The organism is Pseudomonas sp. 1 (assembly GCF_056626735.1).
In genome coordinates this window covers 1-14,704 of the sequence record NZ_JBWXMQ010000003.1, presented here as the reverse complement: position 1 = coordinate 14,704, position 14,704 = coordinate 1, and the positions used below count along the sequence as shown (strand labels likewise).

Here is a 14,704-nt window from a genome sequence, read left to right as displayed (position 1 = left end):
GGCACGATATCGAGGATTACTTCGATGTCGCGTTCTGAAAGAAGGCCGCCGGCTGGTTTAAAAAATCGTCGATGCGCACCTGCAATTGCGTCCAGTCCGGGACGGTCATCAGGGCCAGGTCGGGGATCATCAGGCCGGTGCAATGGGCGGTGATGAACTCGGCGCGTTCCTTGGCCGTTTTCAGTTTCTTCATCACTTTGGTGGCCCGCAGCGCCGGCATTTCCAGGCTCAGCGAGGTCACGGTGCGGCCGGTGACGGCAAGCGGTTGCAGCAGTTGCACCTGGTCGGGATCGTCGGACTTTTCCGCGTCTTCGACCTGATCGAGAAAGTACGACGCCGGCCGGGTCGACATCTCGTGTACGTACTGCGCGATCGTCACGTAGTCCGGACGCTTGAGCTGGTCGAGTTCCTTGACCGACAAGCCGGTGGCCAGCAGCGCCAGTTCGAAGAACTGGTCGTCCTCATCGTCGCCGGCGCGTTCCAGCGCTTCTTTCTGGGCGGCGTAGAACAGCGGCTTGAGCTGGATCGATTCGATCTGCGAGCCGTCGTCACCGGTGATCGGCGACAACAGGTCATGCTTGGGTGGCATCCACGACATGTATGAATTCCTTGGTGATTCTTGAAGGGTGTTGCAGTCCCTTGTGGGAGCGGGGTTTGCCCGCTCCCACAGGGTTTTGTGATTGCCTTTGGCCGAGGCTTACGGCATCAGCACCGCACGACGGGCATCACCGAGGATGTCGACGCCGTTGAGGACAAATTTCTGGGTGCGCACGTCGATGTCGATCACCGGCACGCCGTTTTCCAGGCGGTTGTAAGTGCGGCAGGAGAGTTCCAGGTTGGTCTTGGGCTTCTCACCCATCTTCACCGCGGTCTCCTCGAGGGATTTCAGCTTGCCGCCGACCGTGTGGTAGGTGAACCAGGTGTTGCCGTCCTGATCCTGACCGGCTTCACGCACGTTCAGCAGGATGTCGTCACCCAGCTTCACACCCAGTGCGAGCATGACTTCGGTGCCCATGCCTTGCAGGGTCAACTTGGCATTGAGCGCTTTACCGCCCTTGGCCATTTCTTCGACGATGAAACGGCCGCCACGCATCTCTTCCACATCGAATTCGATCTTCGGCGGAGTGAATTCCTCCACGGTCGCCGACAGCGGCAGGCCTTGCAGGGTGGCCGCGATGGCCTGTCTTACGCGGTTGGTAAACATTAGAGAACGTCCTCCAGGAACTGCTCGATGATTTCATCGCGGGCGTTGAGTTGATAAACCATGTGTTCGTTCGGCGCGTAGCGGCCGTAATCGATGACCACGTACCAGGTGCCGTTCTTGTACTTCTCGACGCTGTTGAGTTCCGGGTGCAGATACACGCTGCCGCCGGGAATGGTTTCGTCGGCGACCAGGGTCTGCAGCCAGTCGTTGATGCGCTTGACTTCCTGGTCCATGAACGACTTGGTCAGGTTCTTCGCCATGGCTTTCTGGCCGGCCTTCACCAGCTTGCGGCTGATGGCGTCTTCCAGACCGACGTAGCTGATGAACTTGCCGGTGATCGAGCGGTTGCCCAGCAGCGAGAAGCCGCCAAGGATGGTGCGGGCGTAGTAGCTGACGCCGTAGCGGTTGAGCAGATCGCCTTCGGTGGAGGTGTCGAGGATGTTGTACTCAACGACCCGCGACACGTCCTCGGCGTAGGTCACCTGGTTGCCCGGGCTTTCCCATTGCTTGACCTTGGCCAGCGCGGCAATCGCGAGGCTGGATGGCGCGAGGAAGACGTTTTTCTTCGCCGCTTTCGAGTACACGGCCGGCATGTTGTGCACCACCAGGCAACGGTCGAAACCCAGATCCGCGCCGCCCAGTTCCTGGCTGTACAGCACCTGGTCGGCAACCGAGACATCCTTGCCGTCCAGCACCACACGGGCCTTGATGCGCTTGCCGAACGAGGCGAACTCGCTGGCCACAGCCTTGGTGCCGGTGAAGCCCGGCGCGCCGATGATGGTCAGGTCTTCCGGGACGCTGCCCAGTGCCGCCAGACCGAGCTTGCGGCCGGTGGCCGGTTCAACACCGCCGATCACGGCGTTGACGGTATCGGCCGGGGTCGCGCCCGCCTCGACGATCACCACGTACACCGGCACCTTGACCACTTTGAGGATCTGGTAAACGGCGTGGTACAGGGTGCCCTCTTCCGCACCGGTCGGATCGAGCAGCGCGTGAGTGGTGAAGCTGTTGATGCGAAACGGTGCGTTGCGCGGAATCAGCGGATCGGCTTTCGGCGCGGTGCCGACCAGACCGATGACGTTGTCACCCAGGCCACCCATGGCCTCGGGGGATTCGGTGGCATTGACGGTAATGCCGTTGTGCTCGAAGTTCAGAACCTCAGCCATATTCAGTCAGCCTTCTTGGCAGCGGCCTTCACGGCCTTGGTGGTAGATGTTTTCAGCTCCAGTCGACCGGCGCTGTGCAGGGCACTGGCCTCGACGTCGAGCAGATCAAGTTCCTGGCCGACACTCGACCAGTGCCCACCGCCGGTGGGGAATGGAACGAGCACGGTGTAGGTTTGGCGGGTTGCCATTTTTCGTTTCTCCATAAACGGGAAAGCCCCTCAAAGGGAGGGGCTTGGCGGGTGTTGAATGTGTTGGGCGGACAAGAAAACGCCCCGATGTACGGGGCGTTCAGTCGAGATCTGCGGTATCGGTCGACGATGAATCCGGCCAACCTTCGGCCAGCATTTCGTCGTGGTACTCGCCTGCCTCGATTGCGCGTAACAACGTCAGTTCGCGGTCAAAACAGGCCTGTACGTGCGCCCGTACTGCCTTCGCAATATCGATGATCTGCGCAGCGCCGATCTCGACGAATCCCTTCGCTGTTTTGAAATTGCAGCGGTATTCAGGATCAAGGATGGCTGAGAGCCCCATGCTTGCGATCAGCGCCTGGCTTTCTCGGGTCGTTTCGATTTGCAAGTCTGCAACAGCTACGCCGATTGCCTCACGCTTGTAGCGCTCGTCGGCCACCATCTGCACAACATCCGGTAGAACTTCGGGCAATGGCTGCTTGACCAACTCGCCGTCCACCAGACGCCATACGCCATCCGTGTCATTCAGTGTCGGCCCCCACAGCTTTTCCGGGATAACGATTGCGCCCTCGGGGATTGCTGCGTGAAAACGATCATCAAACCGGCCGATAATTTCGCCGGCATCATTAAAAGTTGCGTATTTCATTTTTACCTCAGCGACCGATGGCAAGCCAGACGAACGGAATGGCTAAACTTCCCGAGCCTCGAACATGGGTCACGGCCCAATTGACGGCGTTCGCCGTAAAAAAGTGATCGGTGGTAATCCCGTTCGAATTCTGCAATTCAGAGCTTCGATAACCGAGGATTCGGAAAACCTGATTCGGAAAAGCCATTGGGAAGGCGTACTGATTGGTCGTGATTGTCGTGCCCACTTGAGCCGTTTGCTGGCCCCATTGAAAAATCACACCACCCAGCCATGACGGCAGCGCAAACCAGCCATTGGCACCGAAGTTCCACGAAACACCCATCCGCAGTTTTTTCGGCGTAACGATGGAGGTGTCATCTTCACCCGTATCTGTCTGCGCCTGCGTGGCGATCTTGGCCGTACCTTGATTGACCTCAGTTGCTTGCTGCGCCAGAGGCGCCAACGCGGCGATATCAATCGTTCCTTGGTTAACCGGCGCGTTCCAGGCCTTGATACACCACATCACCGCCAAGCTGCGTGGCCGGGTCTCCGTCGAAGTGCGTGCCACCCTCGAGGCATCGAATGACATATTGATGACACCGGTAGAGGCTGTGCCTGCGGGTAGTTGAGTCCCACCTGTTGCTGTCGCGCTGAAAACGCCGCCGACCGTGCCAGTTGCTGCAAGCTGAACACCGTTGTTCGCGGCGTACTGCCCTGTGATGTTCTGGAGCGAGTCGAGTTGATAACTGCCGATTGCCCTGCCTGCATCCACACCGCGTCCGTGATCCCAGCCACGCAGGAACTCGCCGCGAGACTCCGGCAACCGGAAGTTGCCCGCACCCTCATCGCCCTTGTTGAACTTTGTACCGAGATAAGCCGCCAGATCCGGATAGGTCGCAATGCTCTGCACACTTCCATCCAGTTCAAGATAACCGGCAGGAACGACACCCGTTGGAAACGACAGGACAGCACCGACCGGAACGGAGGATTTGAGCTGTGCGACTTCATTGGCCAGTGCGGCGACGTCGATGCTTCCCTGATTGATCGGCGCGTTCCAGGCCTTGATGCACCACATGACGGCGAGGTTGCGTGGTCGCGCCTCGCTGCCTCCCGACGTGTTCATGTAGCTGGCGAAGTTGGAACTGCCTGTCTGCGTTCCATTGTCGGCAACGATACCCGCGGCGTTGGCGCCACCGGTATTGCCGAAAACGGGAATCCGGGTGTATGTGTGGGCGTGAGCCTTGTTGTCATCCGCCTGCCAGCTACCGAGCCCGCGACCTATATCGATCCCGCGACCATGATCCCAGCCTCGCAGGAACTCACCACGCGATTCCGGCAACCTGAAGTTTCCGGCACCCTCATCACCCTTGTTGTAAGTGGTGCCAAGATATGCCGCCAAATCCGGATAAGTCGAAGTGCTCTGCACACTGCCATTCAACTCAAGAAAGCCGGGCGGTACGATCCCCGTCGGGAACGCCATGACGGCACCCACCGGAACGGCAGATCCGAGCCGGGAGACTTCCTTGACCAGTGCCGCTACGTCGATGTTTCCCTGATTGATCGGGGCGTTCCAGGCCTTGATGCACCACATGACGGCGATGTTGCGTGGTCTCACCACACCGCCATCGACCAATACAGGCGAAGATACAGCACCTGCCGTGGTGTACGATCTGGCCACGCCGGGATAATCAGCGGGTATGAATACATCTGCCTGAGCTGCCGCCACCGTTGCCTGAACAACTTCGACCGTAAGGTTCGGATTCGGGTTGCTGTCAAAGGCTGTCACTGTCCCCATCTGAGATGACCCAATCGCCCGCCCCGCATCCACCCCACGCCCATGATCCCAACCGCGCAAGAACTCCCCACGCGCCTCCGGCAACCGGAAATTCCCGACGCCCTCATCCCCCTTGTTGAACTTGCCGCCCAGATAGGCGCTCAAGTCCGGGTAGGTCGCGCTGCTCTTGACGCTGTTGTCCAGCTCCAGAAAACCCGGTGGCGGCGTATCGACAGGGAAGGCAACAATCGAACCCACCGGCAGCGCTGAAGCCTTGGCAATCAGCGCCTCGACTTCAGCCTTGGTGTACGAATCCTTGATGCCAAAACCGGCCAGCGTGTCGGGGTTCGAGCCGGCCGTCGCGCGGCCATATTCGTCGACGCTCAGACTCTTGTAAGTCCCGGCAGCAATCCCGGTACGCCCCGCGAGCATCTTGAATGTCAGCGCGGTTGTGCCGAGGGTAATCGGCGCATTGGTGGTCAGGTGCCACAGCGAATCGCCGTTGAGCGTGCCCTCTTCCACCATCACCGTCAGGCCCGGGGTGACCTTGGCGCTGACGTTGGCATCATTCGCTCGAGTCCAGTCGCCGTTAGCCACAACCCACAGCCCGTTGTCCTTGGCCAGGGTCTGGTTCGGCAACAGCACGCGGTCGCCGGCAATCACGGCAACGCCGTCAATCTGCTGCGCACCGTTCAACACCACGTTGGCGGGGGCGGCGACGCGCACCGACTGTTTGCCGTCGAGTTTGCCGAGTTCTTCGGCGAGGTAGCTCATGACCCAGGCGCGGGTGGCCTTGACCACGGTGTCGTCAATCTGCAGCGTCACCAGCGAGGCATTGCTGGTCTCGAAAATCGAGCGGATGTAGAACTCTTTGCCCGAGCCGGACGTGGCCAATACCGGTTTGAACGACTCCGGGTATTTGACGATGGCGTAGAGAATGCCGGTGTCGGTCCACAGCCCGGCTTCACGTACATACCAGCCGCCGACGTCCGGCGGGATGGTGACTTCGGCGAGCAGCCAGCTCGGATTTTTCTCGTCCTGGAACAGCGCGTTGAGCGGACCGCGCCAGACTTCGCGTTTCAGCGCAGTGGCAGTCGCGGCGGGATTGTAGACCGCGCCGCCGCCATCGCCGACGGAAATCTGCGTCAGCTTGATCGGCAGGCCCGCAGCCTTGCACGCCGTTTCGTAGGCAATCCCTGCGTTGGTGAGCAGGGTGTAATAGTCAGCCATTCAGGCCCCCTGAGGATAAATAGTGGATGTTTCGACGGTGTACAGAGCGGCCGCCATGAAGGCCTCGCCGGATGTCTCGAGCCCTTCGAGGAACACCGGATAGACCGTGGTCAGTTCGCCGCAAAAGGTCGCGGCGCCGATGACGTGATTGCCGAAGGCGCTGAGGCCGACCGACACCGACAGCACGTCCCGCTCGCTCTTGGCATCAGCCAGGCGTCGGTCGAGACGGGCGTCGATTTCTTCGCTGTAGGGTTGTTCGCTGAAGGCCCGCACGGAAAAGCTGTAAGGCTCGCCGGGCGGGGTCTGTTCGTACCAGGCGCGAATCTCGGGCCTGAGCTGCAAACCCTTGGCGGCGTTTTCCAGCGCCTTGCGAGTGCCGGCCTGGCGCGCGGTGGGCCAGGCCAGTTCGACGGTCAGGCGCTTTTCCGCTTCCGGTGCGTCGGTGCTCCATTCGGCCACTCCACGATCTGCGGCGAGATACGGCAGAAACGCGACGGGCGTAGAGGCAGGATTCATCAGTTCGGGAAACGGCGGCGCGATGCGGTCCAGCAACGCGCCGAAGCCGATATCGAGGGCCCGTTCCAGCGCCGAGCTGTTGGCCGGCAGCAGAGTCGGACGCGGTGTCTGATCCGTCATAGCGTCTGCACCTCGACTTCGACTGCCGTGCAGTACGGCGCTTGAAACGCCGAGCACACAATGGGCGCCAGCGGTTCAAGGATCTGCAATTGCACGGCGCCGGCGCTGTGCAGCGTGTAGTCGATCCAGCTCGGATCGACCCGGCCTTCCAGGCGATGGCAACTGTCGGCGTAGGCTTGCAGATTCTGCTCGGCGGCGACCTTGGTCAGGCCGGAATCCGGGCCGGAATTGATCTTTGCCACGACGCGGATTGTGTAGCGTTGAATCTCGGCACCTTTGACCGTGACCTTGTCGGTTTCCGGACAAACATCGGGCCGGGCAAAGTGTTGGCGTACACCTTCGAGCAACGTCGCGGATGGCGTACCGTCGCCTTCGCGGGCAAGCACGGTGACTTGCACTTCACCCGGCGCGGTACGACGGCCATTACCGTCCTTGACCTGCGCGGCGAGGCCATCCGGGTCGAAGGTGTAAGTGACGTTTACCACGCCCGCATCGGTGGATTCGACTTTCACCGCCGGCCGCTCGCCGAGGGTGAACACCTCGCGACGGTACTGCATCCGCGAGCCGGCGGCCGGAGCGTGGGGCGCCAGGTAATAGCGCAACCGGGCGTCATCGTCGCTCTCGTAAATCGCGGGCACCGGCGGGAATGCCGCCGGGTCGCCCGGATCGAGCAACTGGCGCTCCAGGCCCATGTCCGCGAGCCGTGCATCGAGGTTGCTGCCGGTGGCCCACCACGCCAGCATCTGCTTGATCCGGGCGTTGTATTTGCGTTCATGGGTTTGCAAGCGAACGCAGAAAGCTTCCAGCGCCATGGTCAGCAGTTCGCTTTCGTTGTCCAGGCTGGTCTTGAGTTTTTCCGCGCTCTGCGGCGAGCGTGCGCCGACGTACTCGATGACGAAAGTCTTGAACTCGGCGAGCAGATCCTCGAAGGCATCGACCTTGATCAAGGAGGGTTCGGCCAACTGGTTCTGGCCGGGGATCAACATGCTCATGTCACGACCTCGAAAGTCTGTTGGCGGTTTTTCCAGGTGCCGGCAAACCGCAGCAACAGACCGGCGCCCTGTCGGGTGGCGACGATCACAGCGGGCTGGAAATCGCCGATGCCGTTTTGCGGGTTGTAGAACGCCTGGGCTGCGTGGCTCTGGGCGAGCAACAGAATGTCGTCGCCCAGGTTTTGCCCCAGCAACGTGGGGATCAACGAACCATAAAGGGGCCTTTTTTGCCGGGTGCCCAGCGGCGTGGTCAGGGCCCGGGTCGCGCGCTGCACGAATTGCAGCCAGTCGTCGACCGTGGCCCCGCTGTCTCTATCGATTCCGATCATGGGAAGCTCTTGATTCAGGGGCTGATGACGCGGCCTTGGTGATCCACCAACGGGCCGCTGAAGTGCACGCCCGAGGCGTCGATGGTCAGGCCGACCGCGCCCAGTTGCAGGGTGATCGCTTGCGGGGTCATCGCCAGCCGTGCCGGGCCGATGCTCAGTTCAAGCGATTCGCGAGAGCCGCTGAAGGCTGCCGGACCGTTTTGCCAGTGCAGGGTGTGCGTGGCGTCGTCGTAACCGCTTTCGCTGCCGTCCTGATGAACACGACGCGTCAGCGTCGGTACGGTGGAGGCCGGTGGAAAACGGTCACTGTTCAGGCCGAACAACGCCACGCTCTGGGCGCCGCTTTCGCCGCTGCCGTAGTTGAACAGCAGACACTGCTCACCCACCGTCGGGATCCGCGACTCGCTCTGCGCGCCGGCGCTGGGGTTGAAGAATTTGATGGCCGGGGTGAGCAGTCCACCGTGGCTGACCCGGCAGGTATTGCTCGCGGCATCGACGTCCTGGCAGATGCCGATGCGGCAATAACTCTCGGCGCGCCGGTGCAGGTCGTCGATCTCGGCGTCCATTTCCGCCAGGCGTTCGATGATCGGGCCCAGTTGCATTCGCAGTAACGCGTCGAACATCGGTCAGGCCTCCAGCGAGGTGTATTGGTCGGGGTCGTCGATGTCACTGACTTCCCAGGTGCGGGCGAATTTCGGCGTGCCGAGCGGGTCGTCGAGCAGGGTCGGGCCCAGGTAAAGGGTCTGATTGAACGACAGGGTCCAGGCTTTGTTTGGCTGGTCGGCGCGGATGAGCAACGACGGCATTCCATCGATGTTCATCGGCAGATCGCATTGATCGCCGGACAGGCCCCAGCGGTTGTCGGTGACCAGGTTCTTCAGGGCGGCGATGAGATCGCACGCGGCAAACGCTGTAGCGGAAACCGCCGGAATCACTTGCAGCGTCAACGTGAGCACATGAGCAATGCGCCCGTTGGCGGCGCGCTCTCCCGGTGCATTTCGCTCGATGTCGATCAGCACCCAGGCTTTGTCGCCGGGGGCCGTGAAGTCATCGTGATGACCGACCTGCACATTCAGATCGACGCTGTTACGCAAGGCTGTGGCGATTGCCGTGAACAGCTGCGAAGGCTGCTGGATCGGTGTGGGCATGCTTGACCTCCTTTTCTGATGTCCACGCGAAGTCCCGCCGCACAGCGTGCAGCGAGACAGGAAAGTGAGGGGTTATTGCGGATCGCGCGGGGGAACTTCGCAGACGCCAATGCGCTTGGCGGCCCAGCGTTCGTAAAGGCCGATGGCCACGTCGGCACCGGCCATGGCCGTCAGGCAACCAAATGCCCCGGCAGCCCAGATCGACATGCCGGCGGCGTACAGCAGCATGATCGCCGAAACGCCGCAGATCATGCAGGCGCCGGAGCGCAGGGCCAGACGCCGAAGCAGTGGCCAGCCACGAGCGCCCTCCTTGTCGGCGCGCCACATTTCCCCGGACACCCCGCCCACGACGGCAAGGAGGATGACCAGCCAGATCGGCATGTCCGCCAACGCTTGTTGCTCGTTTGTCATGTCACGCCTCCTGGTGTGATGGATGAGTGTTGTGTGTTGGGTTCAATCGTTTTCTCTTGAGGCAGGCATTCCAAAAAGCCCTGCATTTCGCCGGGCTTTTCAGTAATGCACTCCTTTGCCTTCCTTCAATCCTGTGTACGTGAAGGAAGCTGACTTTTCGGCGCTACTGGCGCGGTACGAGTCCATTCAAATTGTTTTTCCGACCGCGGTCCCTGCCCGCCGGATAACTGTTTCTGGTGCTTTACGCTGCACACCCGGGTCAGTTGCCAACCCTCTGAACCGTTGAGGCCGGTTCATCGCTGCCTGTTCTTGTGGAACTAAAGAGCTGTTGTTGCCAGCCGCTTTGTCGAGCGGCTTGGTGGCAAGAATATGCATGGATGCATATACAGTCAATGCGTAAATGCATTTATTTATGCATTAAATTTGCGCAGATGCATGGAAGCCACGCCGTTCAAGGGCTGGCCGGTTTTCCAGAGGCGAAAAAAAACCCGCCGAAGCGGGTTTTGTCTGAGGATTGGCTTAGCGGGCGTACATGCCCCACCAGAAGACGTGACCGAGGATGACGATCTGCTCTTCCTGCATATCCTGGAAGCTGTAGTCCTCGTCCGGGTGTTCATCGCGATTGAAGCTGCGCAAGCGGATACCGGTAGGCAGGCGATAGAGCTGTTTCACCCGCAACTGACCGTTGTGGTTGATCGCATAAAGGTCACCATCAATGATGTCGCCGATCCCGCACTTGCCGGCATTGACCCCGACCGTGGCACCGTCGCGCAGCACCGGCAACATACTGTTGCCCCGAACGGTCACGCATTTGGCCTGGTCGAACTGCACACCGTTATGGCGCAGGCTGCGCTTGCCAAAGCGCAGGCTGGAGCGTTCGCTCTCTTCGATGACGAATCTTCCTGATCCAGCAGCCAATTCAACCTCGCGAAGAAAGGGCACTGACACCTCGTCGTCATCGACGGGCGTGTCATCGTCCCACAGGCTTATGTCCTTGAGTTCGGAATGCAACTCGTCGCGTCCGGTGTTGGCAGCGGGCGCAACATCCGCGCGCCCGCGCAACTGATCGGTGCTCACGGAAAAGTACTCGGCAATCTTCGAGATATGTTTATCCGAAGGATCGACGATCTTCCCGCTGAGAATCCGCGAGAGCGTGGATTGAGGCACGCCGGTGCGACGGTGGAGCTCCGTGGGGGAGATCCCGTGCTGGTCGAGCAGTGCTCTTAAGACGGTAGATACGTTGCGTTTTTGCATAACGCGCATAGTGCTTGAAGTTTTTCGCGAAGACAAATGCTGATTTGCATAAATCGTGCATAGTCGACGTTTTTGCGCCAGTTAGGTGTCACCCGGCCGCGATGCCTGCGGACCACAGACCGCCCATGGTAACCTTGCGCCCATCGCGGAAAAGCCCGGCGACTGCCGCGCTTTTGCCCCACACCTTTGAACGAGTTACCTGACAATCCGATGAATAAAGCCGTCTCCGACCTGTCCTCCCACACTCCGATGATGCAGCAGTACTGGCGCCTGAAGAATCAGCACCCGGACCAGCTGATGTTCTACCGCATGGGCGACTTCTACGAGATCTTCTACGAAGACGCGAAGAAGGCGGCCAAATTGCTGGACATCACCCTGACCGCCCGCGGACAGTCGGCGGGGCAGGCGATTCCGATGTGCGGGATTCCTTACCACGCGGCGGAAGGTTACCTGGCGAAACTGGTCAAGCTTGGCGAGTCGGTGGTGATCTGCGAGCAGGTCGGCGACCCGGCCACCAGCAAAGGACCGGTGGAACGTCAGGTAGTGCGCATTATCACGCCGGGTACGGTCAGCGACGAGGCGCTGCTCGATGAGCGTCGCGACAACCTGATCGCGGCGGTGCTGGGCGACGAGCGTCTGTTCGGCCTGGCCGTGCTGGACATCACCAGCGGCAACTTCACGGTGCTGGAGATCAAGGGCTGGGAAAATCTGCTGGCGGAGCTGGAGCGAGTCAACCCGGTCGAGCTGTTGATCCCGGATGACTGGCCGAAGGATCTGCCGGCGGAAAAACGCCGTGGCGTTCGTCGCCGTGCGCCGTGGGATTTCGAGCGCGATTCGGCGCTGAAAAGTCTCTGCCAGCAATTTTCCACCCAGGACCTGAAAGGCTTTGGTTGCGAAACCCTGACCCTGGCGATCGGTGCCGCCGGTTGCCTGCTGGCATATGCCAAGGAAACCCAACGCACCGCCCTGCCCCATCTGCGCAGCCTGCGCCATGAGCGGCTGGACGACACCGTGGTGCTGGACGGCGCCAGCCGTCGTAACCTCGAACTCGATACCAACCTGGCCGGTGGCCGCGACAACACCCTGCAATCGGTGGTCGACCGTTGCCAGACCGCCATGGGCAGCCGTCTGCTCACCCGCTGGCTCAATCGCCCACTGCGCGACCTGACCGTGCTGCTGGCTCGCCAGAGCTCGATCACTTGCCTGCTCGACCGCTATCGCTTTGAAAACCTGCAACCGCAGCTCAAGGAAATCGGCGACATTGAGCGGATTCTGGCGCGGATCGGCCTGCGCAATGCCCGCCCTCGCGACCTCGCTCGTCTGCGTGATGCACTCGGCGCACTGCCTGAACTGCAAGCGGCGATGACCGATCTTGAGGCGCCGCACCTGCAACGCCTGGCGACCACTACCAGCACTTATCCGGAACTGGCGGCGCTACTGGAAAAAGCCATTATCGACAACCCGCCGGCGGTCATCCGTGACGGCGGCGTGCTTAAAACCGGGTACGACAGCGAACTCGACGAGCTGCAATCGCTGAGCGAAAACGCCGGCCAGTTCCTGATCGACCTCGAAGCCCGGGAAAAGGCCCGCACCGGTCTGGCCAACCTGAAAGTCGGCTACAACCGCATTCACGGCTATTTCATCGAGTTGCCGAGCAAACAGGCTGAATCGGCGCCGGCGGATTACATCCGACGCCAGACCCTCAAGGGTGCCGAGCGCTTCATCACGCCAGAACTGAAAGAGTTCGAAGACAAGGCGCTGTCGGCCAAGAGCCGCGCCCTGGCTCGCGAGAAAATGCTGTACGAAGCGCTGCTGGAAGACCTGATCAGCCAGTTGCCGCCGCTGCAGGACACTGCTGGTGCCCTGGCCGAACTGGATGTGTTGAGCAACCTCGCCGAACGTGCGCTGAATCTCGACCTGAATTGCCCGACGTTCGTCAGCGAACCGTGCATGCGCATCTCCCAGGGCCGTCACCCGGTGGTCGAGCAAGTGTTGACCACGCCGTTCGTGGCCAACGACCTGAGCCTGGACGACAACACTCGCATGCTGGTGATCACCGGCCCGAACATGGGCGGTAAATCCACTTATATGCGCCAGACTGCACTGATCGTGCTGCTGGCACACATCGGCAGCTTCGTGCCGGCCGCCAGCTGCGAACTGTCGCTGGTGGACCGGATCTTCACCCGGATCGGTTCCAGCGATGACCTCGCCGGTGGTCGCTCGACATTCATGGTGGAAATGAGCGAAACCGCGAACATCCTGCACAACGCAACCGAGCGCAGCCTTGTGCTGATGGACGAAGTCGGTCGCGGCACCAGCACTTTCGACGGTTTGTCGCTGGCATGGGCGGCGGCTGAGCGACTGGCGCAGCTGCGTGCCTATACTCTGTTTGCGACGCACTATTTCGAACTGACCGTGTTGCCGGACGCCGAACCGCTAGTGGCCAACGTGCACCTCAATGCAACCGAGCACAACGAACGCATCGTGTTCCTGCACCATGTGTTGCCAGGCCCAGCCAGCCAAAGCTACGGTTTGGCTGTGGCACAACTGGCCGGTGTACCGAGCGAAGTCATCTTGCGTGCTCGCGAGCATCTGAGCCGCCTGGAAGACACCGCACTGCCCCATGAAGCGCCGAAGCCGGCGGCCAAGGGCAAACCGGCGACGCCGCAGCAGAGCGATATGTTTGCCAGCCTTCCGCATCCGGTGCTGGATGAATTGGCCAAACTGGATCTGGATGACGTCACGCCGCGTCGTGCACTCGAAATGCTCTATGCACTAAAGAACCGGATATAAGCACCGACGAACCGGATATAACGCAAACGGCTTCAAGCTGTTAGAATCTCGCGCGGTTCGGGATGCTGCTGGCTAATAGCCTGGCTGGCAGACATCGCTCCCGAACCTGGCGACCCCAACCGTGAAGGGGCAACGCTGCCGCCGCCTGAGGAGAAAATTAGAAATGACCTTCGTCGTCACCGACAACTGCATCAAGTGCAAGTACACCGACTGCGTAGAAGTCTGTCCGGTGGACTGCTTCTACGAAGGCCCGAACTTCCTGGTCATTCACCCGGACGAGTGCATCGACTGCGCCCTGTGCGAACCGGAATGCCCGGCCGTGGCCATTTTCTCCGAGGACGAAGTTCCGGAAGAAATGCAGGAATTCATTCAGCTGAACGTAGAGCTGGCCGAGATCTGGCCGAACATTACCGAGAAAAAAGAATCGCTGCCGGATGCCGAAGAGTGGGATGGCGTCAAAGGCAAGATCAAAGACCTCGAACGCTGATCTGTTCCGCGTTTTGAAGAGAAGGCCCCTCGCGGGCCTTTTTGCTTTTTCGGATTTGGCTTTTTTCAGGCAAAAAAAGGGGCGGTTTGACCCGCCCACATTTTTTCCCTATTCCCTGTGTTCCTTTTCATCGTCCTGATGAATCGCGTCCTGCGATGTCCATTCCCCTCTTCCTTGAAGGGCGCGTCTATCCGTCGACACAACCCAGATACTAGAGATTTCGCCGATGGGCACAACTGGCCGCCAGCGTACTAATCCTTGGTCACAAGCCTTTAACATTGAAAAATAACCATATAAATCAATAGATTATGAATATAAAACGAGCGCAATAGCCTTCAGCGGCAGGGTAAAAATAACGAACACTTACGATACAGTCAGCAAAGGCTTACAAAGTAAACCTACAAGGCGGGAAAACCTCCCGCTTCCAGAGCGCAAATAAAAAGGTTCTTCACGGATTACCGGGAAAG

15 protein-coding genes are annotated in these 14,704 nt (G+C 60.3%); 2 read left to right on the top strand and 13 right to left on the bottom strand.

Translation table 11 applies throughout. The annotated features are described in order from the left end of the window. Positions 1-16 precede the first annotated feature (16 nt). The 13 genes from AC1MDC_RS05475 to AC1MDC_RS05415 all read right to left on the bottom strand — a co-directional run bounded on the left by AC1MDC_RS05475 (position 17) and on the right by AC1MDC_RS05415 (position 10,957). Positions 17-598, bottom strand: coding sequence for a phage tail assembly protein (locus tag AC1MDC_RS05475; protein WP_480392636.1), 582 nt, complete (start codon positions 596-598; stop codon positions 17-19). A 99-nt stretch (positions 599-697) separates the two neighbouring features. Then, positions 698-1,204: a phage major tail tube protein gene (locus AC1MDC_RS05470; protein ID WP_085697357.1), complete on the bottom strand. Its 507-nt coding sequence runs from the start codon at positions 1,202-1,204 to the stop codon at positions 698-700. Further along, positions 1,204-2,370, bottom strand: coding sequence for a phage tail sheath protein (locus tag AC1MDC_RS05465; protein ID WP_085702603.1), 1,167 nt, complete (start codon positions 2,368-2,370; stop codon positions 1,204-1,206). Before AC1MDC_RS05465 ends, AC1MDC_RS05470 begins: the two co-directional genes overlap by 1 nt. A gap of 2 nt (positions 2,371-2,372) precedes the next feature. Continuing rightward, positions 2,373-2,558, bottom strand: a complete 186-nt coding sequence (locus AC1MDC_RS05460) for a hypothetical protein (protein ID WP_085612311.1) — start codon at positions 2,556-2,558, stop codon at positions 2,373-2,375. A gap of 100 nt (positions 2,559-2,658) precedes the next feature. Continuing rightward, positions 2,659-3,204, bottom strand: coding sequence for a DUF4376 domain-containing protein (locus AC1MDC_RS05455; RefSeq protein ID WP_480392635.1), 546 nt, complete (start codon positions 3,202-3,204; stop codon positions 2,659-2,661). Positions 3,205-3,211: 7 nt separating this feature from the next. Continuing rightward, on the bottom strand, positions 3,212-6,187 hold the full coding sequence (locus tag AC1MDC_RS05450) for a tail fiber protein (RefSeq protein ID WP_480392634.1): 2,976 nt from the start codon (positions 6,185-6,187) through the stop codon (positions 3,212-3,214). Next, positions 6,188-6,823, bottom strand: a complete 636-nt coding sequence (locus AC1MDC_RS05445; RefSeq protein ID WP_085697354.1) for a phage tail protein I — start codon at positions 6,821-6,823, stop codon at positions 6,188-6,190. Further along, positions 6,820-7,815 carry a baseplate J/gp47 family protein gene (locus tag AC1MDC_RS05440; RefSeq protein WP_480392633.1) on the bottom strand — a complete coding sequence of 332 codons (996 nt, stop codon included), beginning with the start codon at positions 7,813-7,815 and terminating at the stop codon, positions 6,820-6,822. Before AC1MDC_RS05440 ends, AC1MDC_RS05445 begins: the two co-directional genes overlap by 4 nt. Next, entirely contained in the window at positions 7,812-8,144 is a 333-nt protein-coding gene (locus tag AC1MDC_RS05435) for a phage baseplate protein (protein WP_085702600.1), read from the bottom strand. Before AC1MDC_RS05435 ends, AC1MDC_RS05440 begins: the two co-directional genes overlap by 4 nt. 14 nt (positions 8,145-8,158) lie before the next feature. Then, on the bottom strand, positions 8,159-8,767 hold the full coding sequence (locus tag AC1MDC_RS05430; protein WP_085702599.1) for a phage baseplate assembly protein V: 609 nt from the start codon (positions 8,765-8,767) through the stop codon (positions 8,159-8,161). A gap of 3 nt (positions 8,768-8,770) precedes the next feature. Continuing rightward, on the bottom strand, positions 8,771-9,292 hold the full coding sequence (locus tag AC1MDC_RS05425; RefSeq protein ID WP_085702598.1) for a hypothetical protein: 522 nt from the start codon (positions 9,290-9,292) through the stop codon (positions 8,771-8,773). Positions 9,293-9,364: 72 nt separating this feature from the next. Beyond that, positions 9,365-9,703, bottom strand: a complete 339-nt coding sequence (locus AC1MDC_RS05420) for a phage holin family protein (protein WP_085647806.1) — start codon at positions 9,701-9,703, stop codon at positions 9,365-9,367. Between the two features lie 519 nt (positions 9,704-10,222). Beyond that, positions 10,223-10,957, bottom strand: a complete 735-nt coding sequence (locus AC1MDC_RS05415) for an XRE family transcriptional regulator (protein WP_085702597.1) — start codon at positions 10,955-10,957, stop codon at positions 10,223-10,225. Between the two features lie 210 nt (positions 10,958-11,167). Between AC1MDC_RS05415 and mutS the strand changes: the two genes are divergently transcribed. Continuing rightward, positions 11,168-13,750, top strand: coding sequence for a DNA mismatch repair protein MutS (mutS, locus tag AC1MDC_RS05410; protein WP_480392632.1), 2,583 nt, complete (start codon positions 11,168-11,170; stop codon positions 13,748-13,750). A gap of 163 nt (positions 13,751-13,913) precedes the next feature. Then, positions 13,914-14,237, top strand: coding sequence for a ferredoxin FdxA (gene fdxA, locus AC1MDC_RS05405; protein WP_007908827.1), 324 nt, complete (start codon positions 13,914-13,916; stop codon positions 14,235-14,237). Positions 14,238-14,704: the final 467 nt, after the last annotated feature.

Coding starts and splice junctions, on each gene's coding strand:
- AC1MDC_RS05475 (WP_480392636.1), bottom strand. CDS start 598: ATGTCGTGGATGCCACCCAAGCATGACCTGTTGTCGCCGATCACCGGT.
- AC1MDC_RS05470 (WP_085697357.1), bottom strand. CDS start 1,204: ATGTTTACCAACCGCGTAAGACAGGCCATCGCGGCCACCCTGCAAGGC.
- AC1MDC_RS05465 (WP_085702603.1), bottom strand. CDS start 2,370: ATGGCTGAGGTTCTGAACTTCGAGCACAACGGCATTACCGTCAATGCC.
- AC1MDC_RS05460 (WP_085612311.1), bottom strand. CDS start 2,558: ATGGCAACCCGCCAAACCTACACCGTGCTCGTTCCATTCCCCACCGGC.
- AC1MDC_RS05455 (WP_480392635.1), bottom strand. CDS start 3,204: ATGAAATACGCAACTTTTAATGATGCCGGCGAAATTATCGGCCGGTTT.
- AC1MDC_RS05450 (WP_480392634.1), bottom strand. CDS start 6,187: ATGGCTGACTATTACACCCTGCTCACCAACGCAGGGATTGCCTACGAA.
- AC1MDC_RS05445 (WP_085697354.1), bottom strand. CDS start 6,823: ATGACGGATCAGACACCGCGTCCGACTCTGCTGCCGGCCAACAGCTCG.
- AC1MDC_RS05440 (WP_480392633.1), bottom strand. CDS start 7,815: ATGAGCATGTTGATCCCCGGCCAGAACCAGTTGGCCGAACCCTCCTTG.
- AC1MDC_RS05435 (WP_085702600.1), bottom strand. CDS start 8,144: ATGATCGGAATCGATAGAGACAGCGGGGCCACGGTCGACGACTGGCTG.
- AC1MDC_RS05430 (WP_085702599.1), bottom strand. CDS start 8,767: ATGTTCGACGCGTTACTGCGAATGCAACTGGGCCCGATCATCGAACGC.
- AC1MDC_RS05425 (WP_085702598.1), bottom strand. CDS start 9,292: ATGCCCACACCGATCCAGCAGCCTTCGCAGCTGTTCACGGCAATCGCC.
- AC1MDC_RS05420 (WP_085647806.1), bottom strand. CDS start 9,703: ATGACAAACGAGCAACAAGCGTTGGCGGACATGCCGATCTGGCTGGTC.
- AC1MDC_RS05415 (WP_085702597.1), bottom strand. CDS start 10,957: ATGCAAAAACGCAACGTATCTACCGTCTTAAGAGCACTGCTCGACCAG.
- mutS (WP_480392632.1), top strand. CDS start 11,168: ATGAATAAAGCCGTCTCCGACCTGTCCTCCCACACTCCGATGATGCAG.
- fdxA (WP_007908827.1), top strand. CDS start 13,914: ATGACCTTCGTCGTCACCGACAACTGCATCAAGTGCAAGTACACCGAC.